The 22089-nt window shown below is 53.0% G+C and carries 20 protein-coding genes; 11 read left to right on the top strand and 9 right to left on the bottom strand.

Translation table 11 applies throughout. The features are described 5' to 3' along the window. Nucleotides 1-452: 452 nt before the first annotated feature. The 5 genes from ACIPL2_RS05020 (at nucleotide 453) to ACIPL2_RS05000 (ending at nucleotide 5393) form a co-directional block, all read left to right on the top strand. Nucleotides 453-689: a hypothetical protein gene (locus ACIPL2_RS05020; RefSeq protein WP_401353569.1), complete on the top strand. Its 237-nt coding sequence runs from the start codon at nucleotides 453-455 to the stop codon at nucleotides 687-689. An 89-nt stretch (nucleotides 690-778) separates the two neighbouring features. Further along, a complete protein-coding gene (locus ACIPL2_RS05015) occupies nucleotides 779-1882 on the top strand; it encodes a polysaccharide biosynthesis/export family protein (protein ID WP_401353567.1) in 1104 nt (367 codons plus the stop codon). Nucleotides 1883-1897: 15 nt separating this feature from the next. Then, nucleotides 1898-2557: a YjbF family lipoprotein gene (locus tag ACIPL2_RS05010; RefSeq protein WP_401353565.1), complete on the top strand. Its 660-nt coding sequence runs from the start codon at nucleotides 1898-1900 to the stop codon at nucleotides 2555-2557. Beyond that, nucleotides 2554-3321, top strand: a complete 768-nt coding sequence (locus ACIPL2_RS05005) for a capsule biosynthesis GfcC family protein (RefSeq protein ID WP_401353563.1) — start codon at nucleotides 2554-2556, stop codon at nucleotides 3319-3321. Before ACIPL2_RS05010 ends, ACIPL2_RS05005 begins: the two co-directional genes overlap by 4 nt. Beyond that, nucleotides 3318-5393, top strand: a complete 2076-nt coding sequence (locus tag ACIPL2_RS05000) for a YjbH domain-containing protein (protein ID WP_401353561.1) — start codon at nucleotides 3318-3320, stop codon at nucleotides 5391-5393. Before ACIPL2_RS05005 ends, ACIPL2_RS05000 begins: the two co-directional genes overlap by 4 nt. A 123-nt stretch (nucleotides 5394-5516) precedes the next feature. Here ACIPL2_RS05000 and rfaH read toward each other — a convergent pair whose 3' ends face one another. The 5 genes from rfaH to ACIPL2_RS04975 form a co-directional block, all read right to left on the bottom strand. Continuing rightward, the gene (gene rfaH / locus ACIPL2_RS04995; protein ID WP_401353559.1) at nucleotides 5517-6023 is read right to left on the bottom strand and encodes a transcription/translation regulatory transformer protein RfaH; all 507 of its coding nucleotides are present in this window, start codon (nucleotides 6021-6023) and stop codon (nucleotides 5517-5519) included. Nucleotides 6024-6139: 116 nt separating this feature from the next. Continuing rightward, on the bottom strand, nucleotides 6140-7534 hold the full coding sequence (locus ACIPL2_RS04990; protein ID WP_401353557.1) for an undecaprenyl-phosphate glucose phosphotransferase: 1395 nt from the start codon (nucleotides 7532-7534) through the stop codon (nucleotides 6140-6142). A 361-nt stretch (nucleotides 7535-7895) separates the two neighbouring features. After that, nucleotides 7896-8561, bottom strand: a complete 666-nt coding sequence (locus ACIPL2_RS04985) for a transcriptional regulator (RefSeq protein WP_401353555.1) — start codon at nucleotides 8559-8561, stop codon at nucleotides 7896-7898. 33 nt (nucleotides 8562-8594) lie between these two features. Further along, a complete protein-coding gene (locus tag ACIPL2_RS04980) occupies nucleotides 8595-9182 on the bottom strand; it encodes an EAL domain-containing protein (protein WP_401353553.1) in 588 nt (195 codons plus the stop codon). Nucleotides 9183-9367: 185 nt separating this feature from the next. Beyond that, nucleotides 9368-10108, bottom strand: a complete 741-nt coding sequence (locus ACIPL2_RS04975; protein WP_401353551.1) for a winged helix-turn-helix domain-containing protein — start codon at nucleotides 10106-10108, stop codon at nucleotides 9368-9370. A 523-nt stretch (nucleotides 10109-10631) separates the two neighbouring features. Between ACIPL2_RS04975 and ACIPL2_RS04970 the strand changes: the two genes are divergently transcribed. Beyond that, nucleotides 10632-11465 (top strand): undecaprenyl-diphosphate phosphatase, encoded by an 834-nt coding sequence (locus ACIPL2_RS04970; RefSeq protein ID WP_401353549.1) that lies wholly within the window; start codon nucleotides 10632-10634, stop codon nucleotides 11463-11465. A gap of 54 nt (nucleotides 11466-11519) precedes the next feature. Here the strand turns inward: ACIPL2_RS04970 and dusA are convergent, their stop codons facing one another. After that, nucleotides 11520-12539, bottom strand: coding sequence for a tRNA dihydrouridine(20/20a) synthase DusA (gene dusA / locus ACIPL2_RS04965; RefSeq protein WP_401353547.1), 1020 nt, complete (start codon nucleotides 12537-12539; stop codon nucleotides 11520-11522). A 1329-nt stretch (nucleotides 12540-13868) separates the two neighbouring features. On the opposite strand from dusA, the gene ACIPL2_RS04960 reads away from it, so the two are divergent. Together ACIPL2_RS04960 and ACIPL2_RS04955 are read left to right on the top strand one after the other, a co-directional pair. Continuing rightward, complete coding sequence (locus tag ACIPL2_RS04960; RefSeq protein WP_401353546.1) at nucleotides 13869-15308, top strand: DUF1565 domain-containing protein; 1440 nt, start codon at nucleotides 13869-13871, stop codon at nucleotides 15306-15308. 423 nt (nucleotides 15309-15731) lie between these two features. Then, complete coding sequence (locus ACIPL2_RS04955) at nucleotides 15732-15938, top strand: hypothetical protein (protein ID WP_401353544.1); 207 nt, start codon at nucleotides 15732-15734, stop codon at nucleotides 15936-15938. A gap of 93 nt (nucleotides 15939-16031) precedes the next feature. Here the strand turns inward: ACIPL2_RS04955 and ACIPL2_RS04950 are convergent, their stop codons facing one another. Both ACIPL2_RS04950 and ACIPL2_RS04945 read right to left on the bottom strand, forming a co-directional pair. Beyond that, a complete protein-coding gene (locus tag ACIPL2_RS04950; RefSeq protein ID WP_401353542.1) occupies nucleotides 16032-16823 on the bottom strand; it encodes a transporter substrate-binding domain-containing protein in 792 nt (263 codons plus the stop codon). A 109-nt stretch (nucleotides 16824-16932) separates the two neighbouring features. Then, entirely contained in the window at nucleotides 16933-17631 is a 699-nt protein-coding gene (locus ACIPL2_RS04945) for a murein L,D-transpeptidase catalytic domain family protein (RefSeq protein ID WP_401353540.1), read from the bottom strand. Nucleotides 17632-17711: 80 nt separating this feature from the next. On the opposite strand from ACIPL2_RS04945, the gene ACIPL2_RS04940 reads away from it, so the two are divergent. The 3 genes from ACIPL2_RS04940 to ACIPL2_RS04930 all read left to right on the top strand — a co-directional run bounded on the left by ACIPL2_RS04940 (nucleotide 17712) and on the right by ACIPL2_RS04930 (nucleotide 21089). Continuing rightward, entirely contained in the window at nucleotides 17712-19460 is a 1749-nt protein-coding gene (locus ACIPL2_RS04940; protein ID WP_401353538.1) for a murein L,D-transpeptidase, read from the top strand. A 192-nt stretch (nucleotides 19461-19652) separates the two neighbouring features. After that, nucleotides 19653-20444, top strand: a complete 792-nt coding sequence (locus tag ACIPL2_RS04935; RefSeq protein ID WP_401353536.1) for a lipopolysaccharide biosynthesis protein — start codon at nucleotides 19653-19655, stop codon at nucleotides 20442-20444. Nucleotides 20445-20690: 246 nt separating this feature from the next. After that, a complete protein-coding gene (locus ACIPL2_RS04930) occupies nucleotides 20691-21089 on the top strand; it encodes a hypothetical protein (RefSeq protein ID WP_401353534.1) in 399 nt (132 codons plus the stop codon). Nucleotides 21090-21140: 51 nt separating this feature from the next. On the opposite strand, the gene ACIPL2_RS04925 is transcribed toward ACIPL2_RS04930, so the two are convergent. Continuing rightward, entirely contained in the window at nucleotides 21141-21983 is an 843-nt protein-coding gene (locus ACIPL2_RS04925; protein WP_401353532.1) for a LysR substrate-binding domain-containing protein, read from the bottom strand. Between the last annotated feature and the right edge of the window lie 106 nt (nucleotides 21984-22089).

The following is a 22089-nucleotide window of genomic DNA, read 5'->3' as shown; positions in this document are numbered from 1 at the left end:
AAAATAACGTTGCGATGAGTCTTCTGGCATGCTAGAGAGGCTCGCGCCTATTTTCCTCAGCGCCTCGCTGGTCAATTTGACGGGCGTGATTGTTCTAGTGCCTCCTATGGCGATGATGCTTGGGTTTATATAGCCTTGCGAGCCCGACATTTATTAACAGTGCGTTCTGCCGTTGATTGTTAGAATTCGACAAATCAAGTCTAAAACCCCAATAACTTGCTGAGTTTCCTAGGAAAACGCAAGATAACACTGCTTCATGAATCTAACCTTTGGTCTTTGTGAGTGTTCGAGCCTGGCGCGATCACTGGTATCAGTGATCTTTCAGTGAGATGATCTACAGAAGGTAAAAAGGGGAGCGGTCACAGTCGTTTGATGATTATATTGTCGGTGGCTGTTCACTCTTTCGTTTAGGTGCCTGGTTTCCAGCACTGTAACTAGAGAAGGAGTCTGATATGAAAAAGCTTTTTGCTGTCACGCTGTTGACTGTCTTGAGTACTTCAGTAATCGCGGCAGAAGAGCCGCTTACGCTGAGCACTCCGGTAGTGGGTTCAGTCACTGTTGGTACAAGTTTGCTGATCGGCGCTGCAGTGGTCGCGGGTGTGGTAGCTGCGTCTAATAGTGGCGGTAGTTCCAATGGCGGTACTGGTGGTACGACCGGTACCACTGGCACCACCGGAACTACTAATTGAAATTGCAGTAGCGTTTTGGACAAGGTCACGCAGGGCTACCTGTGTGACCTTGTCTTTTTGGGTGAGCTCTTAACTAACGTAGTGCCAATATGATACGAAATCTTTCTGTTGCCGTGCTGGCAAGTATTACTTTGCAGGGTTGTATGTTTTCTCCCGGCCAACATATGGACACCAGTCAAATCGTACGTGATGGGGCGTCTGAGAACAGTCGTGTCGAGCTAATTCCGATCACCCCTAAATTGATTGCCATGGACGCGGCCACGAAAGTGGGTGAGGTCATTGCACACGAACTATTGCACTACTCACCCACCAGTTATCGGATTGGTGCCAATGATCTACTGTTTATTACTGTCTGGGACCATCCGGAGTTAACGGCGCCTTCAGGGCCACAGCAGCAGATCGATGCGAATGGGCGCCTCGTTCGCCCTGATGGCAGTCTTTTTTATCCTTATGTTGGTAATGTCGCAGCGGCAGGTAAAACAATTGAAGAACTGCGCGACCATATTTCCAGTCGGCTGTCGCAGTTTATTGAGAGCCCGCAAGTAGACGTCAGCGTATTGCGCTTCGCCAGCCAGAGAATCGTTGTTTCTGGTGCGGTCATCCGGGCAGGGCAGCAACCACTCACCACTACACCACTGAGCGTCGTGGAAGCTGTGGGTGCTGCCGGTATCGATCCGCTGAATGCTGACCTTTCGGGTCTGGTCCTTACGCGTGGCGGTCGTGAATATAAACTGGATCTGGATGCGCTAAGCCGTCAGAACAATTCCCAGTTGCCCAATGTTTACCTTCAGACGGGTGACCAGTTGTATGTTCCTTACAATGACCGCAAGCGGATCTATGTGATGGGTGAAGTAAACCAACCCCGGGCATTGAGCTTCAAAACCAAAACCATGAATTTGTCCGATGTGCTGGGAACGGTAGGGGGCTTGAATCAGACGACTTCTAATGGCAACGCCGTTTACGTCATTAGGGGTGTAGAAAATCTGGATAAAGAACCGGCTAAGATTTTCCAACTCGAAGCCTCCTCGCCTTCTGCAATGGCATTAGCAACACGTTTCGATGTGCAAGCGCAGGACGTAGTCTATGTCGGGCCTGCCAATGTTACCCGTTGGAATCGCTTTATCAGCCAGTTGCTTCCATCTGCATCCATCGTGGGTATAGGAGCATCGGCGAAAAACAATATAAGCGACTAAGGGTAAAGGCTTCCGGTGAACATTTTACGCAGCAGCGTCTACTTGGCGATGGCTTTCATTTTGTGCGGGTGTAATCCGTTGATGAAGGCCTCTTTCGACACGCTTAAAGCGTCCACTGCGGGGCCAGACTCTTTGGAGTTGACCCAGGCTCAGGTGGACGCCGTTCCCTATCCGCAGATTAAAGTCACAACGTCTTCCAGCGAGGGCGTCATGGCGATGCTTCGCCAGCGAGGTGACCTGCAGTTCTGGGTCGCCTCCGGTAAGCAGGTATTGTTGATGCGCGACGGTTTGATTGTGCGCAGCGTTGGTCTCGGTAGCAATCTCGATGGTACCCGTTGGGAGGGTGAGTCGCCGTTCAAGCGGGGATTGCATCTACTGCCCGATGGTTATAGCAGCACTCGTCGGATCGATATCTATGACGGCTACCGTGTCGGGATCGCCTTGAACAGCCGGTTTACGCAAGTAGGCATCGAGGACATCAAAATTATGGACAAGACGTATGCCTTGCTTCGTATAGATGAACGCATCGATGCCCCAGAAATAGATTTCCAGGCGGTCAATCATTATTGGATCAGACCACGCGACGGTTTAATTCTTCAGAGCCAGCAACATATAACGCCTCAAATTTCCCTGAAGGTCATTCAGTTGCGTTCTAAGCAGGGAGCTATTAATTGAAGCGTCTGAACATAGTATTAGCGGGTTTGCTATTAGTCAGCTCAGGTCTGAGTCATGCAGATGTCACCGTTAGTGGTGATGTTCGCAGTCCGGGACAATACAAAATTGAACCGGGGGCGCGTTTGCTGGATATCATTACCGTTGCGCAACCAAACGCCGAAAGTTACTGGTTAGGTGCTGCGTGGTTGCGCCAGCCTTTGCTGGAAGAGCAGCAGCGGTTGAAAGTCGGCGTATTGTTTGATCTGAAAGTGCTGCAGCGTAGCGCCCTGCTATATGACAAACCTGCCCGCGCTGCCTTGGCGGATCTCCTGTCCAGGGAAGTCAGCCGGTTACCGGTAACCGGGCGTCAAGTCGCGGTACTTGACCCTATTGCCGTTGAGGTCGGATTTGCTCTAAACGCTCGTCTTAATGACGGCGATCGGCTTGTCTATCCGCTTCGGCCTGATTCGGTGGAAGTGTTGGGAGCGGTCGCCACGCCTTGCCGGTTGCCTTATCTAGCGACGCAAGAAGCCCTTGATTATGTGCGTTCCTGCCAGGCTTCGCCCGACGCTGAGGCGGATTACCTTTGGATCATCCAGCCCGATGGCCACACCCAACGGATTGGTATCGCACTGTGGAATCGGGAAGAGGGGCATTGGCCCGCCGCAGGCAGCAAGATCCTGGTGCCAATCAAGAGCGATGATCTTGACCCGCCCACACCCGAACTCAACCAGCAGTTGGCCGAATTCCTCGCCACTCAACCTGTGGCCGAGGTGGCCCCTTGAAGTTACGTTTTGCAGCAGTCCTGTTGTTGCCTTGTGGTTTAGCTCATGGAGAGCCGCGATATACCCAGAATGATTTCGGTGGTGTGGGCTTGTTACAAACACCCACTGCACGTATGGCGCCGGCCGGTGAACTTAGCATCAACGCCAGCCGAACCGAACCCTATAGTCGTTACAGTCTTTCACTACAGCCTTTTGACTGGCTTGAGGGTTCTTTTCGCTATACAGCTATTACCAATCGATCCTACGGACCCGAATCCCTCAGCGGTAGTCAAAGCTATAAAGACAAGGCAGTCGACGGCAAAATTCGTTTGTGGCAGGAAAGCCATTGGCTTCCTCAAGTGGCGTTGGGTTTTCAGGACATCGGTGGTACGGGGTTATTTTCCAGCGAGTATTTTGTAGCCAACAAACGCTTTGGAAATTTTGACTTCAGCGCCGGTGTCGCTTGGGGTTATATGGGGAGTCGAGGCGATTTTGATAACCCACTTGGGTGGGTCGATGACCGCTTTGATACGCGACCTGACACCGAAGGGACAGGTGACTTCAATGCGAATTATTTTAGAGGATCGCCATCCTTGTTCGGTGGTGTCGCCTATCAGACACCTTGGGCACCACTCAGTTTGAAGGCTGAATACGAAGGCAACGATTATAAAAACGAACCACTCGATAATGTCATCAAGCAAGACTCGCCCATCAACATTGGCGCAGTTTTCAAACTGACCGACTCGGTTGACCTCAGCGCTGCCTGGGAACGTGGCAATACCGCCATGTTTGGCATCACGCTTCACACTAACTTTTCTAACCGCAAGACGCCGACAAAAACCTATGATCCGCCGGCAGAACCTCTTCCAGCTCGGGCGCCTGTCACCCCTGCGGATCAGGTCAATTGGGCCAATGTGTCCCACCGACTGCAGAACAATGCCGGTTATAAAGTGGAGCGCATCACACAGCGTGGCTCTGAGTTGTTGGTGTACGGTGAGCAGTCGCGTTACTTCTATTCGGCGAAAGCCGTGGGACGGGCCAGCCGGATTCTGGACAATAGCGTCAATGACGATATCGATTGGTTCACTTTGGTGAATAAGCGATATGACATGCCGCTGGAAGAAACCAGTGTCCCTCGCGAAACCTTTCGCGAGGTGGTCAAAAACGAAGAACCTCTACAAGACTTGCATCGCGCTACCGAGGTCAACGCCGCGGTACCGCACACTGAGACCACGCTCTATACCGCGACGCGAGATCCTTTCTCTTATGGTCTGGGTCTGGGTTACAAGCAGAACATCGGTGGCCCCGATGGTTTGCTCTATCAGGTCACGGCCGATGCGGACGCTGAATATCGCTTCACTCGTAATACCTGGTGGAGCGGTTTGCTGAGCGTCAACTTGTTGAATAACTATGACAAGTTCACGTACGACGCACCCAGTGGCTTGCCTCGGGTACGCACGGATCTACGCAAGTATTTGACGACCTCCGACGTCACGATGCCGACGTTTCAGTTGAACCACGCCAAGCAGTTGGATAAAGACTTGTACGGCATGGTTTACGGGGGCTATCTGGAGTCCATGTTTGCCGGTGTCGGTGGTGAGGTGCTCTTTCGCCCTGCAGGCCAACGCTGGTCTGTCGGTGCCGATCTGAACTATGTTCGCCAGCGCGACTTTGATCAGGGATTTGGTCTGCGTGACTATTCGACCGTCACTGGCCACATCACTGGCTATACCGATTTACCTTTCGATGCCCAGGCGGCCGTTAGTGTTGGACGTTACCTGGCGCGCGATTGGGGCACCACGGTCGACCTGTCACGTGAATTCCGCAACGGTGTGCGTTTTGGTGGCTGGGTCACGCTGACAACGGCCACTAAAGAAGAGTATGGCGAAGGTAGTTTCGACAAAGGCATCTACATCTCCATCCCGTTCGACGAGTTGATGAGCGTGTCGACGATGCGTCGCGCCAATATCGTCTGGGCACCATTGACCCGGGACGGTGGTGCAAAACTTAATCGCAGTTATTTGTTGCACAGCATGACGGATAGCCGCGACAGTGATCTGTTCTATCGTAACTTTGAGAAGATCACGGAGTGAGGTTGACGACCTACAGGGCGAGTAAGCCCTGTAGGTTGCTTGGCAGTCAGTCAGAAAGGCAGTGTGAGGAGAGGGGAGTGCGGCACCGCTTGGAAGTCGCTTATGTGCGGCGACCTCGTGTTCCTAAAGTCTGGTGACGCTCGACAGTGGCAGCTTGACGCGCTGTTCGCGTTGCAGAAAGTTCATCAGCAGTACAACCCGTTCATCACCATCCATCGCCAGAAATAGCGCTTCCAACTCTGCAAAAGTCCCTTGATTGATACGCACCAGGTCACCCTGTGTCAGCAGCGGTTGTGCAGACGGCTCGCTCTCGCGTAGTTGAAGATGCCCAATCACTTCATCGGCAATCGCCACCGGCTGACCGCCGAAACTGACTGTCCTCAATACGCCTCGCGTTGAACGCAAGGGGCCCCAATTGTCGTGTCCGCTGAGCTGGATAAACAGATAGCCTGGAAACAGCGACTCGCAGTGCGTTTGTCGCTTGCCCCGCAGGAGGCGTTCACGTCGATAAGTCGGGCGATAGCACTGGTAACCCTGACGCTGCAGATTTTCCTCGGCGCGCTCATCCTGCTTGGCTTTGCAATGAATCAGGTACCAGGCGGGGTTGGCATATTGTTTACTCGCGATCATCCGAGTATTCCTTACTTGTCGAGTTTTTGGTCTTGAGTTGGCACCAGACCAAACGCAAAGGGGACTTTCGTCCCCTGATTAACCTGCTGGTGCGCAATCAACTAGAGTCTTTGCCGTCAATAAATGTCTTTCGACAGCAAGGTGAAGGGTGTCTTCACCAGGATTTTCAGATCCAGCCACAACGACCAGTTATTGATGTACTTAAGGTCGATCTCGACGCGTTTCTGCATCTTGTCGATGGTGTCGGTCTCACCGCGGCAGCCGTTGATTTGAGCCAGGCCGGTAATTCCCGGTTTGATTCGGTGGCGAGCCATATAGGCGAGGATCTTGCCGGAGTAATAGTCGTTATGCGCAACGGCATGAGGGCGCGGCCCGACCAGCGCCATATGACCTTGCAGGACATTGAACAACTGCGGCAGTTCGTCGATTGAAGTGCGGCGGATAAAGCGTCCGATCGGGGTAATCCGCGAGTCGTTACGACTGGCCTGCTTAACCTCGTGATCGTCATGCACGCGCATCGAACGAAACTTCCAGACTTTGATGACTTTGCCGTTCCAGCCATGACGATCCTGCTTGAAGAACACCGGGCCGTGAGAGGTGAGTTTGACAGCCAGTCCAATGATCAGCAGTAACGGGCTTAGAAGAATAATGGCCATCAGTGCAACGCTTTTATCGAGCAGGCTTTTACTCAGTGCGGCGGTGGGCTGGCTGGTCAACGGGCTTTCATTCAAATAGATCGCCGGAAGACCGTCGACATCACTGACCGAGTGATTGAGTAGCGTCAGGCTGTTCAGGTCCGGAACCCAGACAACATCAACGTTGGCATCCAGCAAGTCGACATACATGGCTTCGATTTTTGCCGCTTCACTCAAGGGCAGCGTGATGTACAGACGTCGGATGTCATGCGCCTTGATCAGTTCAAGCAGTTCCTCCTGCGGACCTACGACCGGTGGCGCACCCTTCTCCAGCAAGGGCGTCGTGTCGGAACTTACCAGGCCGACCAAGGGGAAGTGCTCGAGGGTCCGAAGCTTCCTGGCCAATCCCATCGCCAGTTCGCCAGTGCCTACGATTAGCGTTTTGCGCTCACTTTGAAGTGACCGTTGGTAGTACTTCGAAAAGCCATGCAGCGGGACGTACAGCAGCGCCTGGCCAATGTAGCCACAAGCAGCCCATACCAGGATGATTTGACGAGAAAACAGTTCATTGGCCTTACAGATAAAGGCGACTATTGCTAGCGCTGCCAATGTCATTAACCAGCCCATCAACAATCTTCCCAGCCCTACCAGGAAATTATCCTTCTTTGCATAGACGCCACACCATGAGTAGGCGGGAACCGATGCCAGTACCGTTAGAATTGCACACACTCGATAATAGAACTCTACCGTGCCTGTCTGGTAATAAACCAGCAGATATAACAGGGCGACGACAAAGCCCATTCCAAGTGCCCATTGTCCCCAGAAAGTCAGTCCTTTGAGGGGGGTATTTCGATTGATACGAAGATTGTTAACCATGCGATATCCCCAAAATACGTCCATTCGCGTGTTGGCAGACAACAGCCAAATTTGATCAAGCAAGTATTATTATTTTTATAAGATGGCGATGCGTGGATGAGCGAAACGCCAACGAGCGGCGCTCTCATCAGTGAATAGATTAATTTATTGGGGCGCGTGTTATCTGACGACTTTTAACGATCGATTAGTGTATCTGGCTGTTATGCAAGGGGTATGGGCGGCGTTATAAATGGTCGATAATTCTGTGGGTTTGTGAAGATCTGAAGGAGGGGAGGTAGCGATGAGGGAGAGGCAGAAGGATAAGAGGGTTGAGTGCATTTTTATTTTTGTTGTGCACTACTGGAGCGATTAACCCATTAAGTCAGGTAAGGCTTTTTGCTCGGACGATTTTTTGTATCAGGCAATAACCACGATTTCTGACCGCTCGGAAAAGACGCTCACCGTTGCTGGCACTCTTGAACTTTTCCTGCAAACGACTCAGGCACATTTCCAGACCCCGATAGTGCTCGGGTTCTCTGCCGATACTCCGGATAAGATCGTCTTTACTCACCACGCGATCATCATGGTGTAGCATTTTTTCAACCAGTGTGGCTTCCAGTCCCGTCAAGACAACCTCAATATCATCCTTGACCAAAGCGCCACTACCATTACTCAGCCGCCAGGCTTCGGTATAGGGGTAATGCGGTTTGGCGACCTTGTGAACGGAATCCCGGGTGTCATCTCTGGACTCATCTGCAAGTGTGCTGGAGTTAGCGGCTTGCCACTCTGATTCAAACGTCGAAAGTATGCGCTGTGTATCATGCTTGATAACAGGGGGGAGCATTCTGTCTACGTGCGGTGAAAAAAACTCCAACAGCTTAGGTGCGGAAGCGTGGGGGGCAACACCCTCGACAAACATTTTTGCTTGTGAGGTGCCAAACGAGTTGTAACGCTTGCTGGACAGTAACTCCTCGAGCTCGAGTTGTAATGCCGGACTGTGAGTAACAACAACAAAATATTTTCTGGGGAGGGTTGTGCTGCTTTCCATGTCTCTCTCCTTCAGTGCACGCCTGGTTAAAGTTTAAAGGTTGTCGGCAGGGGAGTAATGGCTCCCTTGGAAATAATCAAAAGGTAACGCGCGTGCCAGTATATGGCTAGCAGCATGCTCGACTCTGTCCGCTATAAAGGAGACTTTTGTGTTGTGAGTGAGCATGGTCATGCGTTCGTGAAGACGATTGAATAATTCTGGGTTGCCACTGAGCTTGAGGCTCAAGTCTAGAGAAGAAATGGAAATCTTTATATAGTCGAATAAATTCAGGGTTGTAAAGATTTCGATACTTTCATCGTCGATATTGTAATCGTCGAATGCGATTTCTATACCGTGATCTTTCAATAGATACACGTTGTGAAGGATTTTCTTTTTGTCAGCGAAACTGACTGCCGACAGCGGAAGTTCATTAAGCGCGACAACCAGTGTCTGGCCAAACTCACGCAGCGCAGCGCCGGCCTGTATCAGCTCTTCTGTGAGTGCAGAGTTGGCGAGATCAGACTGTCCTACACAAACAAATCGACGGCTTAAGTATTTGTTTGCATTAGGGGTGTTGCGTTCTTTTAGCGAGAAGGCAATCAGCCTGGTTTGCATCAGTACTTCACTGTAGATCTCACTCATCTGATACTCCGCCGGCGCGCAGGACGCGGAAGCAGAGTCGTCAAAATGTATTCTGATCTCGCTGCCAAACGGGCAGTCATCCCGAGTGAGAATCAATTGTCGAGACAGGTAATGCTCTGCGTGATCGTAGATTGGCACGCTCCCTGTTGCGTTCATAATACAGAAACTCCCTTCTACATTAAGAATCAGGTGGTCGAGATCAGACCCCTGATTAAACGATATCCATGCCCACGAATACTTTGAATGGCGTTGGTGCCATACATGCCTTTTATTTTGCCGCGAAGGCGACTAATCGATTTTTCCAAGGCTCTTGGGTCATAAAAATTAATGTTCAGCCCCATGATCCTGGCGATTTCATCATGGCTCAATATTTGGTTTTTCGTTTGCGAAAAAGCTTCAAGGATGTTCATTTCTGCAAACGATACATCCAGCTTTTTATAGTCGCCAATAAGGCACATGCGAGTAGGGTCCAAGAGCAAGTTGTGCTTCTTTTGCCATTCTGGACTATTAAAAAACTCGGACAGTGCGTCAGTATTGTCGTCAGCAAAAGTGTCGCAGTTAACACAGTAGTCGGCCCCGGCAAGATAGTATTTCATCTTGTTGTAGGTGCCTCTACCCGTGATGGCTACAAAAATTATTGACGCCAGATTATCGGCGCGAATGTTTTCTACCAGGGCAAGGCTTTCAGCAAACGCTTGTGGACTGTCAATAACGATAAAGATTGCACGGTATGAATTATGGCTCTTGCTTTTTTTGAATGAGTTGCTATAGCACATTGCATCAACGGCAATATCCTTGCCTACGTGGCTTGCGACTAATTCCCTGAAGCCCTCAGCTAGCGTATGGGTCCGACCGATGGTGAGAATACCTGTCTCCTCCTTGGCGTCGCTGTGGCCTGTAGTCGTTAATTTCCCTGTAAGCATCATGCTTTGACTCGGATGGGTGCTGGCATTTGAATGTTAAAGCACCAATTCTCATTTGTGACTGACAATTGGTAACATTTCACTGATTTTTCAAGCTGTCGTTACGTTTTTTTTAACATTGCTAGTGTTTCTGACGTGATCGTTTGCGCTCCTGTGGTTCGGGGTGCCGAATGATCTACGGCACTCTCCTGGGCTGACATGGCATAGCATTGTGCCATCTATTGCCCCGATGTCCCGCTTTTTCGGATCAATATGACCGTGCATGTCGCTAAAGTTTCCGCTGCTTGATTTTTTTGATTGGGGTGCATGAGGTTGTAGGACAATGCGGTATTAAGCGCGAGTTCTTGCTCTTGTTTGCCTCGGAACTTTCCAATGTTAACTGTTATATAACGTTCGTCTGGGTAGTTTCGGTCATGGACATTTCATAACAGGGAGTTTTATTAAGCGGCCTAATGCGCTTTACTTTCGTGTTGGCGTTTAGCTAGAGCGAAGCTGGCGTATTTGTATTTATCGATGAGGGGGATTAATGGATCTTTGGACGACCATAACAGTGTTGATTTTGGGGATGGTCGAGGGTCTGACTGAGTTTTTGCCGATATCAAGTACAGGGCACCAGATTATTGTCGCGGACTTGCTCAGTTTCGGCGGTGAGCGAGCCATGGCCTTTAACATCATCATTCAATTGGGCGCAATCCTGGCGGTGGTCTGGGAGTTCCGTCGCAAAATCCACGAGATCGTTACCGGCTTACCGACCCAGCGCAATGCACAACGTTTCACCTTGAATCTATTAATCGGTTTTCTTCCGGCAGTGGTCCTGGGGGTGTTGTTCGCCGATAAGATCCATGAGTATCTGTTTAATCCGATCACTGTAGCGGTGGCATTAGTGGTGGGTGGCATCATCATGTTGTGGGCAGAGCAGCGGGAGCATGTGGTGTACGTCGACCATGTTGACGACATGCGCTGGACCGACGCCCTTAAGGTCGGTTTCGCACAATGCCTGGCGATGATTCCGGGTACTTCGCGCTCTGGATCGACGATTATCGGCGGGTTGCTGTTTGGACTGTCGCGTAAGGCTGCCACGGAGTTTTCGTTCTTTCTGGCAATGCCGACCATGGTCGGTGCCGCCGTGTATTCAGGCTATAAGTATCGGGATCTGTTCCAGGCCGGCGACCTGCCAGTGTTCGCACTGGGTTTCGTAACGGCGTTCTTTTTCGCCATGATTGCCGTGCGCGGTTTGCTCAAGTTTATCGCCAGCCACAGTTACGCCGTGTTCGCCTGGTACCGGATCGGCTTCGGCTTGTTGATTCTGGCAACGTGGGTGTTTGGTTGGGTTAACTGGACCGAGGCTGCAGCGCTCTGACACGTGCACCAGGCTGCGGGACAAGCAGCCTGGTCGCAGAGGAGCGGTTAAACATTAACGCCCTTCAAGCAACTCGGCCGCTTGATCGAGCAATGCCAAAGGCTCTTTAGCCTTGTGAATGTCCACCGACAGCAACTGCCGAAACTTGCGTGCCCCCGGAAACCCGGTGCCCAATCCAAGCACATGACGGGTGATGTGGTGCATCGAGCCGCCCGCAGCGATATGCGCCGCTATATAAGGACGCAACTGCGCCAACGCCTCGGCTCGGCTGATCACCGGCGCCGAGCTGCCGAATAGTTGCTGATCCACCTCGGCCATTACATAAGGGTTGTGATACGCCTCACGGCCGAGCATCACGCCATCAAACGTTTGCAGATGCTCGTGACAAGCCTCAAGCGTCTTGATCCCGCCGTTGAGAATAATCTCCAGCTCCGGAAAGTCCGTCTTCAGCTGTGCGGCAACGTCATAACGCAGAGGTGGAATGTCCCGGTTCTCCTTCGGCGACAACCCCTCCAGAATCGCGATCCGCGCATGCACCGTAAAACTGGTGCACCCGGCATCCCGTACCGTGCCGACGAAATCGCACAACGCCTCGTAACTGTCCCGCCCATTGATCCCGATCCGATGTTTCACCGTCACCGGAATCGACACCGCATCGCGCATCGCCTTCACACAATCGGCCACCAGTTGCGGATGCCCCATCAGGCACGCGCCGATCATATTGTTCTGCACCCGATCACTCGGGCAGCCGACATTCAGATTCACCTCATCGTAGCCGTGCTCCTGAGCCATGCGCGCACAGGCGGCCAGGTCCAGCGGCACACTGCCGCCGAGTTGAAGGGCGAGCGGGTGTTCGGCTTCGTTGTGACGCAGGAAACGCTCATGGTCGCCGTTGAGAAGCGCGCCAGTGGTGACCATTTCGGTGTAGAGCAGGGCGTTTTTCGACAGCAGGCGTAGGAAAAAACGGCAATGTCTGTCAGTCCAATCCATCATCGGGGCCACACTAAAGCGGCGAGACAGTTCAGGACGGGAGTAGTTAGTGTTTACGGGTGGTTCAGCTTTCTCGAAGTTCATTGATACTGATCTTTTATACAGCGGTTTTTCCCATTTTTCCTTGTTTTCCGAAGGCGTTTGCTTATCTAGCAAGCAAATTCGGCAATGAAGCAGCTGGAAATGGGTACGATCACATCACGCAAGCGTATGGCCAACTCGAAAGCCGATACGGCGTAGATACGGTTCACTTTGGACGGCAAGACAGTTTATCAGGAAAGCCAGACCTTCAACCGCAAGCAGTTCGCCCAAGCCTGGGGCAAACGCTGCGATTCGGATCTGGTAGCTGGAAGCCGGGCGATATTGATTGCGCGAGCCGCAAGGGTGTGAGGATCTGAGAGATAGTTGGGAAATTTCTGGACGAGTACGAAAAGTTCCGTCCACCGGACGAGGCCAGGAGCACGCCCAAGGAGACCTGCCCGGGTGAGGTGGCCGAGTCGGAGTTGACCAGCAGAAGCTGTAGGAATTTACGAAGTTCCAATGTGCCAGTAGCTAGCGACATACCGGTCAAAGGCGCTGCCTGCTGGCAGCGCTGATAGCTAGCAAATCTATCAATTGCCGCTGATCCTGGCGATGCAAGTTGTGGATTTTTAAAAAGGGGCAGGTGCTATTCCTTGTCAGGCACACTCAAAACTTCGGGAGGTCTTGAGTGTGGATGATTACGAGGTTTTATCGGTATTTCCCAAGAAAAACAAATGACTTCGGGGCTTGGTACAAAATTTCGTCCAAAGGCGAAACGTTCGACTTGGTAACGTATCGGTGTGATTACTTTCTGGGTGGGGAAACCCACTTATCCAAGCTTACGAATATCTAGAAAAGCTTCTCGAGGCCTTGGTTGTACTGATTGTTAATTCTGTAGACCGCTAAGAGGCCGTCTTCTATACGGTCTATCGTATGACTTAAAACTTAGTGGTTGACGACCGGCCGTGCCGGATGAACGCGGACGAATTCTAACGGATGTGCATAATTTTCTCACTGTGTTTATAAAATCGTAACTCGAGCGATGAGCACTGAATAGTAATCCTTGTGGATCAGTGATTTTTAGTCAGTGATCTTTTAGTTGTCGGTCGGCTTATACTTCGCCCGGGATGATGAAATTGTGCCATCATGCCTTTCGGGTACAACTTTGGTAGGGATGGACAGAGCCCGCGGGTAAAGCAATCATAAGTTTTGCTCTCTCGGATAGGGTATTGGCAGGCTAACAGCCGTTATCCAATCTGAATTTCTCAACGCGCTGATGAGGACTGCATAACGCTTACTTCACCAGTTCCGGAATACTCATCTATCTCCTGACAATCCGAATAATCAAAGGTTTTCTGGATCGGCTTGTAATTATCATGTATTGGGGTTTAAATGGGAAATCTTGATGTCTCAATTATCAGCCAAAATCGCTCTTCGTTTGGCTATCCGGTCGAAATACCTGAGGGATTGAATTGGAATAAAACAAGTTTTCCGCTATCTATCTCTTTAACGCAATCGTTCGGGATGACACCACAATACGGATCCGTGGGATACACTCCAGAACAGCTCTTCGCATTGAAATCGACTGCACTTTCCGCGCCTTTCGCAACATTTTATGTCAATAATAGCACTGGAAATGACACTAACGCCGGGACAGAGGGGGCGCCAGTACGGTCTATCGGCAAGGCCCAAGCACTAGCGAATGCCACTGGGCAACCGTGCAAGGTAATTGTTGCAACGGGAACTTACGCGCGTACTAACAACCCACGATTTAATTCGGGGGTTGCAGTGATACCCTCTGTCGATACCGCATTCGTCGCCTCAGGCGGACGAGTGACAACCGGTACGTTCGATAACTATGCTGCGCCGTCCCGTGACGTGATATACACCAACTGCTTTAAATTGACCTCGCATGGCGCGTGCGATCGGGTAGTCAATCGACTGGCTTTCGATGAGTGGGGCGATTATGTGGCTTTGCGCAACGTTGCGACTCCAGATCTGTGTAATTCGACGCCAGATAGCTGGGCACTTGTGGGGACCGACGTTTTTGTTAACCGATCTGATCGGATTAACGTGACCAACGCCAACACTCGCGCCTATCGCAGCGCAAGTGCCACTTACGTCGTAACCACCCACGTAAACATTTTCTTCGGTGGTATTGATGGCGAGTCTGGATGGGATTTGGAGGGGGCTAACACCAATGCCGTTGTAGATTTCTTGGTTTCCAGCCCCTCTACGATTCCGGGATGCAGTGTTTTTAGTAATGTCCGATTGGTACAAGGCGGAGGTGTGGTCAACACCAGCGCTCGATCCATTTCGTGCAATGGATTTAATGGGTTGATTGCTTTGTTCAATTGTCACGGTAGCGCAGCTCAGACAGACTGCTACAACGTACATAATAACTACGGTGCAGAAAAAGTTATGTTTTTAACCGTCAACTGCTCAAGCTATAACACCGGTCGTTCAGGTGGGCAATCATGTAATGCTTATACGTTGCATGAAGACTGTATCGGTATTGACGTGTGCGGTAAGTACCAGGAATCCCATGGGGGGACAATTCGAAATATTGGTACTTCACGATGCCTTTTGGCCGGCACGTTTGTCAAGAACGATAGAGGTGACGCAGTTTTGGGTGGTGGTGGAACTTATCAGCCCGCCGCGGTGGTAGTAAACGACACAGCCCAGATATGGGGTGATGTGGTTAACATCGACATGCCTGCCGGCACGCGAGCATGGACGACTAGCCTCGCTGCTGGTGCAACTATCCGACGTCGTAATTGCTTTCCAGTAGGTCAGCCTGACGCTGGGGGCGGATCGTTTGAATCATATTGATTCTTGAGTCAGATTAATACCCGCGCAGGTTCCAGATAGGAACACATGTGAGGGAGGGCCCGCCTAGTCGCGGGCTTTTTTTGTATGGAGAAAACAATGCCCGTCACCCGGAACCGTGTCGGGAGAGCTTGGCGGGTGTGGCGGTGATTGGGGGCATTGGCGTTTCAAAAGAGGGTGTGAGGCTGGGAAGTTGGGGGTTTATCAGGATTGAGCCGGTGGGGTTGGGCGAGTCCTGCAGCGCGGCGGTTGGGATTCCATGGGCAGGATTGCGTGGCGATTGATTTTGATGGCTCTTGAAGAAACCGCCATACCTGAACCAATGCTGTCGATCAGCAAGGTTTCATATTGTTTGGCGACCCCACGGCATACGATCACAGAACTTAAGGTCGTCTCACCACGCTCCCGCCCCCAGGAATCTGAAAAATGATCTCGAACCTCATCAAAGTCGCGCTGATCACCGGTGCTGTACTGTTGAGCGCCTGTTCGGGCGTGAGCACCAGCACTTGCTATTCAGAAGACTGCCAATCGTTTGATGGCCGCACTTCTAACAACGCTAATAAGCTGAACGTTGGCGGGAGTGCGATCGGGAACAGTTTTAGTGAGTACAGCTCGGGATTGCTGCACGACTAAGGTGTGAGGCAACGGCGGAGGTATGTCCGCCGTTGTGCAGTGAGTACTGCTTTGCAGCCGAACGCAGGTTTCGCCAGCGGCTACATGGGGGTGTTATTTGGACGCAGGCGTTGCTACCCACTGACCCAGAACTTTTTGGTAATTGCCCGTCACTTTGGCCAAGTGCAACCACTGATCCACGTACAACTTCCAGGTGATGTCGTCTCGGGGCAGCAGGTATGCCTTTTCGCCGTACTGCATGTACTGAGTCGGATTGACCGCGCACAAACCCGGTTTGAGTTTCTGTTGGTAGAGCGCTTCCGACGCATCGGTAATCATCACGTCAGCCTTCTTGTCCAGCAGCTCCTGAAAGATGGTCACGTTGTCATGCAGCTGCAATTGCGCCTTGGGTAGAAAGGCGTGAACAAACGCTTCGTTAGTTCCACCGGCCGGTTCAACCAGCCGAACCGAAGGCTGGTTGATCTGTTCGACGGTCTGGTACAGCGCTTGATCTTCACAGCGCACCAGCGGGATCTTGCCGTCGACATCCAGCGTGGTGCTGAAGAAGGCTTTTTTCTGACGCTCCAGCGTGACCGAGATCCCGCCCATACCGATGTCGCATTTGCCCGCCAGCATATCGGGCATCAGGGTTTTCCAGGTCGTCTGCACCCACTCAACCTTGACGCCCAGGCTGTCGGCCAGTGATCGGGCCATGGCGATGTCGATCCCCGAATATTCGCCGTCCTCGGCTTTGGAGGTATAGGGTTTGTAGTCGCCGGTCGTACAAACGCGCAGTTGGCCTTGTTGCATGACGGTGTCGAGATGCGAAGGTCCGTCCTGGGCCTGAACGCCAAACGATAGTGCGAGCAAGCCACCGAGCAGCATCGTGCTGTTTATGTTTTTCATTATTGTGGTCGGGCTTTTGTAATGGATGTGTAGCGGGGGATGTTAGACGCAGGTGCGGGCACTGGGAAGTAAGAGGAGGGCGACCACGGATGGGTCGCCTTTTTCAGTATCAGCTTTTGTTCGATCCAGCGTCAGCCACGGTGGCCCCGCCACAATTAACAAACGAAGAAGATTTCAACCAGCGTTGATCCGGATAGTACGAAAACAGCAACTGCCCATCTTTCATCGAATCGATCAACTTATGGGCGATCGCAGGGCGTACAGCCGGGCAACCCAGGCTTCTGCCGATCCGGCCGTTCGCCCGCGCCAGCACTGGGCTGACATACGGCGCGCCGTGAATAACGATGGCGCGCTCGAAGGCGTTGTCATTGAAACCCGGCTCCAATCCTTCCATGCGCAAGGAGTAGCCGTTCTGCCCGACATAGCTCGACTGGGTACGGTACAAACCGAGGCTGGTGGCAAAACTTTCGTTCTGATTGGAGAACTTGACCGCCATGTTCTCGCCACTGTTGCGACCGTGGGCGACCAGTTCGTGGAACAACAATTTGCGCTTTTTAAGGTCGAATACCCAGAGGCGTTGTTCGGTCGAAGGCAGCGAATAATCGATCACTGCTAGTCTTTGAGCAGGGGTTGCGCCTTGAGTCCTTGTGCATTGGAAGGCGCGGACGGCCAGGGCGATGACCTTGGCGTTGGCATCGGGAGCCGCTTTGACCAGCGCGGCTTCGAGCGAATCAGCGTAGGCTGCCGGTACTGAAACACAGGTCAGTAGCAGGGCCGTGATCAAAAAGCGAAAGCGGACTGGCGCCATACGTAAGTCTCACATTAATGTTTCGAGTCTAGCAGTGGGGCAGGATGCTAGCCGTTGAATGCGGGGATTAAGGATTATTCATGGGGCAATTCACAAGGTTATTCGTCATAAGCCGCGCGTTTTTTATGGGCTTTCTGATCAGCGGTGCGGCGATAGCGGAAACTTCGCCGATTGAGCCGGTATCTCCGGTTATTCGCCTGGCGGGTGCTACAGCCGACGATATCGTCGGCCAAGAGATTCAGGCAACGCTTGCGCCATTGAGTACGGCGTTTCCACCGCTGCTCACTTCCCCGCGCCACCAACGGGTCGATCCGAACCGTGTGGTCATGGATTTCTATATGCATCGCGGTTATCGCGCGGCGTGGGAGAACGACAGCGATGTCATTCAGTTATTGAAAAGCCTGAGTGACACCCAAGCCGATGGCCTGGACCCTGCGGATTTTCATATAGATCAGTTGGCGGCGACCAGGGCTTCGATGCAGGCCACGACACCCACCGCGGCGCAACGGGCAAACTTCGATATAGCGGCAACCCGGACTTTCATCACGGCGCTGCTTCAATTACGGCGTGGCAAGGTCGACCCTTCGCGGCTGGACATCCATTGGAACTTCGACCCCGTCGGCATGGATCCGCGTGCAGACATGAACACCTTCTTCGCCGCCCTCGATGCCCACGACGTCGCGCGGGCCTTCGCTCAAGCGCCGCCACAAGAGGCGGTCTATGGCAGCCTGCGACAAGGCCTGGCGCAACTGCGCAGGGTTCGGGACATGGGCGGCTGGCCGAAAATTGCCGAAGGCGAGTCGCTCAAGCCAGGCATGGACAGCGCCGCGGTGGCGCAGTTGCGGGCCCGCTTGACGGTGGGCGGTTACCTGGCCCCGCAGGCGAAGCGACGCACGGACTACGATGCCACCGTCACCGCCGCGGTGAAGAAATATCAAGCCGAGCAATACCTGGGCGCCGATGGCGTGGCGGGGGCGACGACGCTGGCTGCCTTGAATGTGCCGGTCGAGGCGCGCATCGATCAGGTCCGGGTGAACATGGAGCGCGCCCGTTGGTTGTTGTACAAACTTCAGGGCACGTTCGTCATTGTCGACATCGCCGGCTACAAAGTGGCGCTGTATCGCGACGGTAAAGCGATCTGGCGGTCTCGGGTGCAGGTCGGTAAACCGTTTCGCAGTACCCCGGTGTTTCAATCCGAGATTACTTACGTGACGTTCAACCCGACCTGGACCGTCCCCCCGACGATTCTCGTCAAGGATATGTTGCCGAAGATCCAAAGCAATCCTGGCTACCTGGCTGCCAACCGTATTCGAGTGATCGACCGAGAAGGCAACGTGCTCGACCCGTCGACCGTTGATTGGAGCAACGCGCGCGGCCTCACCTTGCGACAGGATGCCGGGCCAGACAACTCGCTGGGCCAAGTGGTGATTCGGTTTCCCAATGAGTACGCGATTTATCTGCATGACACACCGCATCGCGAGTTGTTCGCCAAGTCAGTCCGCGCCACGAGTTCCGGCTGCATCCGGGTGGAGAATCCGCTGCAGTTGGTCGAGTTGTTGTTCAACGACCCGGTGCGCTGGAACAGTGCAGGAATTCAGGCGCAGTTGGCCAACGGCAAGACTGAAAACATCCGGCTCCCGGTCAAAGTGCCGGTGCTGTTGGCTTACTGGACGGTGGACTTGAGCAACGATGGTCGAGTGGTGTTCAAGCCCGATGTGTATGGGTACGACTCGGCTGTACTGCGAGGTTTGAACCTGCCTTCGGAGTTGCCTGTTCTGGATGTGCGGCGGTCAGAATTCCCCGCTGTGGCCGCCGGAAAAAACCAGTAGAAGCCAAGGGCAAGTAACGGTACGAAACGTGCAGCGTATCCTGGGCTCGAGGGTGCAAACGCTCTGTATCAACCTTTGCGCTTCGTCGCAGATTTCGCGGCTGAGGAAGTTAAGCGGTTGGCTCACCCGTTGAAAACTATCACAATGTGAAAAGTTTGTTGGATCTGCACAATGGGATAGGGAATTCAAAAGATGGATGTTGCGCAAATACACTCGCCGCTCTCCAAAGGTCCGCTTCATGCGCGGAGCCTCGATGAGTGCCGCAACATTCGAAAGGGGCCGGTATTTATCATTGCCTCGGGGGCGTCCGCTAAAGATTTTCCGCTGGAGAAATTTGCAGACATTCCGATGATCACCATGAACGGGGCGATCTCGATGTTTATCGGGACAGGTGTCAAACCGTTCTTTTATGCCTGTACTGATCAAGGTTTTTCTCGAGAGCAACCTGAGCTGTTTTCAGACGCCATGCGCATCAGTGAGCGGGTTGCGCTATCGGCTGGCCATATCTGGCATACGCCCGTTGCGCCTCAGGGCGAGTTGTTTTTTCTGAACCGGGCGCCCAGGTTCTCCTGGAGTGAGATGGTGTTCAGGAGCGATAAAGAACTCGTCAGTAGTCGCAAACTTGGAAATGGCCGCAACAGAACCCTCGGTTTCAGCAAGAACCTCAAACGCGGTTTTTTCGATTCCCGCACCGTGGCCTACCTGGCTCTGCAGATCGCCTATCACGTGGGGTTCACTAAAGTGTTCCTGGTCGGGGTCGACTTGAATCAGTCAGTGAGCCGCTTCTACGAAGAACCCGGTCAATATGTTTCACCCTGCCTGCTCGATGAGCATTTCTATACGAGAATCCTGCCGTCGTTCGAGATCTTGTCGAAGTACGTCGTGAATGAAGATTTTCAGGTTTACAACTTGTCCGGTTCCTCAAGGATTCCCGGTGAGCTCATTCCCCGGGCAACGTTTGCCGATGTCGACAACTTGATCTGAAGGCCGCCCTGGCAATCATCTCGATCTGTAGGAGCGAGTTTGCTCGCGATGGTCGTTAACGATAACTCGGACAAGCTGAATTAACGCACCGTTCTCAGGTTCTTCGCGAGCAAGCTCGCTCCTACAAAGGGCGGCGATAAGCAAGCAATCGTCAACCGTTCGGCACTTGCCTCGGGCCCTGCATCAGCGTCGCCTACGCTTTGATTTAACCGGACATTCTTCCGGCGCTAACAAGGAAGGTGTGGCATGACTTCATTAAAGTTCGGCGCGTCGCTCCTGATGATCTGTTTGGCAGGCTGTGTCTCCAACAGCAACACCTATGAACCGCCACCGGTGCCGGCATCCGCGGTGACGCTTGATGATGGGCAAATCAACGGCACGTTGGTGGGCAAGAAGTTCTATGGCACTACCCGAGAAGGCAGTCATCCGTACTCGATCAGTTTTTTACCCAATGGAATCGATGTGTTCGAGATGACGCCCAACGCGCCCGAGAAAGAACGATGGACCCTGGAAAATGGTGTCGTTTGCGTCATACCCAACAGGTACCCCGCCGAATGCAGCCAGGTGAAGGTCGCCAATAACGAGTATTGGTTCGTCGATCCTAAAAACGGGAGAGTTAACGCACATTTAAAACTCACACCTTAAGCGTGATCTTCGAGCAGGAATGGGCGTACGTAGTGCGCCCATTCTTTTTGTTCAAGCTTCGCTCAACTCCTCGCGCAAAAACTCCACTAGCGCCCGTTGCAATCCGGTCAGCGCGCCCTCCCGGCTGATCAGCGCCAATTCCGTCGGCGGCAATTCGGGCAGATCGGTACACACATTGTGCTCGGGCAGCACCGCCGAAGCGGGCAGTACCGACACGCCCAAACCGGACGCCACCGCTGCCTGAATGCCTGTCAGGCTATGGCTGCCGAACGCAACCCGCCATGGCCGCTGTGCCACGTCCAGCAGGCGAATCGCCCGCTGGCGGTAAATGCATCCCTGCGGAAACAGCGCCAATGGCAACACTCCGTTGGCGGAGTCGACACCGGCCCCTTTGACCCACACCAGCGCTTCCGGCCAGGCTGCCCAGCACGGGCCGCTGTCCGGCTCGCGCTTGACCAAGGCAATGTCGATGGCGCCCGTTGCGAGTTTCTGCTTGAGGTCGGTGCTCATGCCGCTGATGGTTTCCAGGCGAGCTTCTGGCCTGGCCCGATTGAACCCGGCGAGGATCACCGCCATGCGCCGGGCGTCGAAATCTTCCGGCACGCCGATGCGCAAAATTTCCAGGTCGAGGTCGCTGGCGAGGGCTTCGACCGCCTCCGAGGACAGCGCGAGCAAGCGCCGCGCATAGTGAATCAACAGTTCGCCATGCTCGGTGACGCTGATGTTTTGCCCGGTTCGATCACGCAACAGCAAAGGATTGCCGACCAGTTCTTCGAGCTTGCGCACCTGTTGGCTGACGGTCGATTGGGTTCGGTGCACGCGCTCGGCCGCGCGGGTGAAGCTGCCTTCATCGACCACGCAGACGAAGGTCTTGAGCAATTCGAGGTCGAGCATGGGGCGCTCCTTGATATTTGTTTTGCAACTGACGAGTCGATATTAATATAATTTCACACTATCACTAACGGCTCGTAATCTGAAGACCACCCTTCAGAGGATACGA

It is taken from the genome of Pseudomonas sp. NPDC086251 (genome assembly GCF_044746405.1).
In the GTDB taxonomy this organism is placed as follows: Bacteria; Pseudomonadota; Gammaproteobacteria; order Pseudomonadales; family Pseudomonadaceae; genus Aquipseudomonas.
This window is presented reverse-complemented; position numbering and strand designations above follow the sequence as displayed.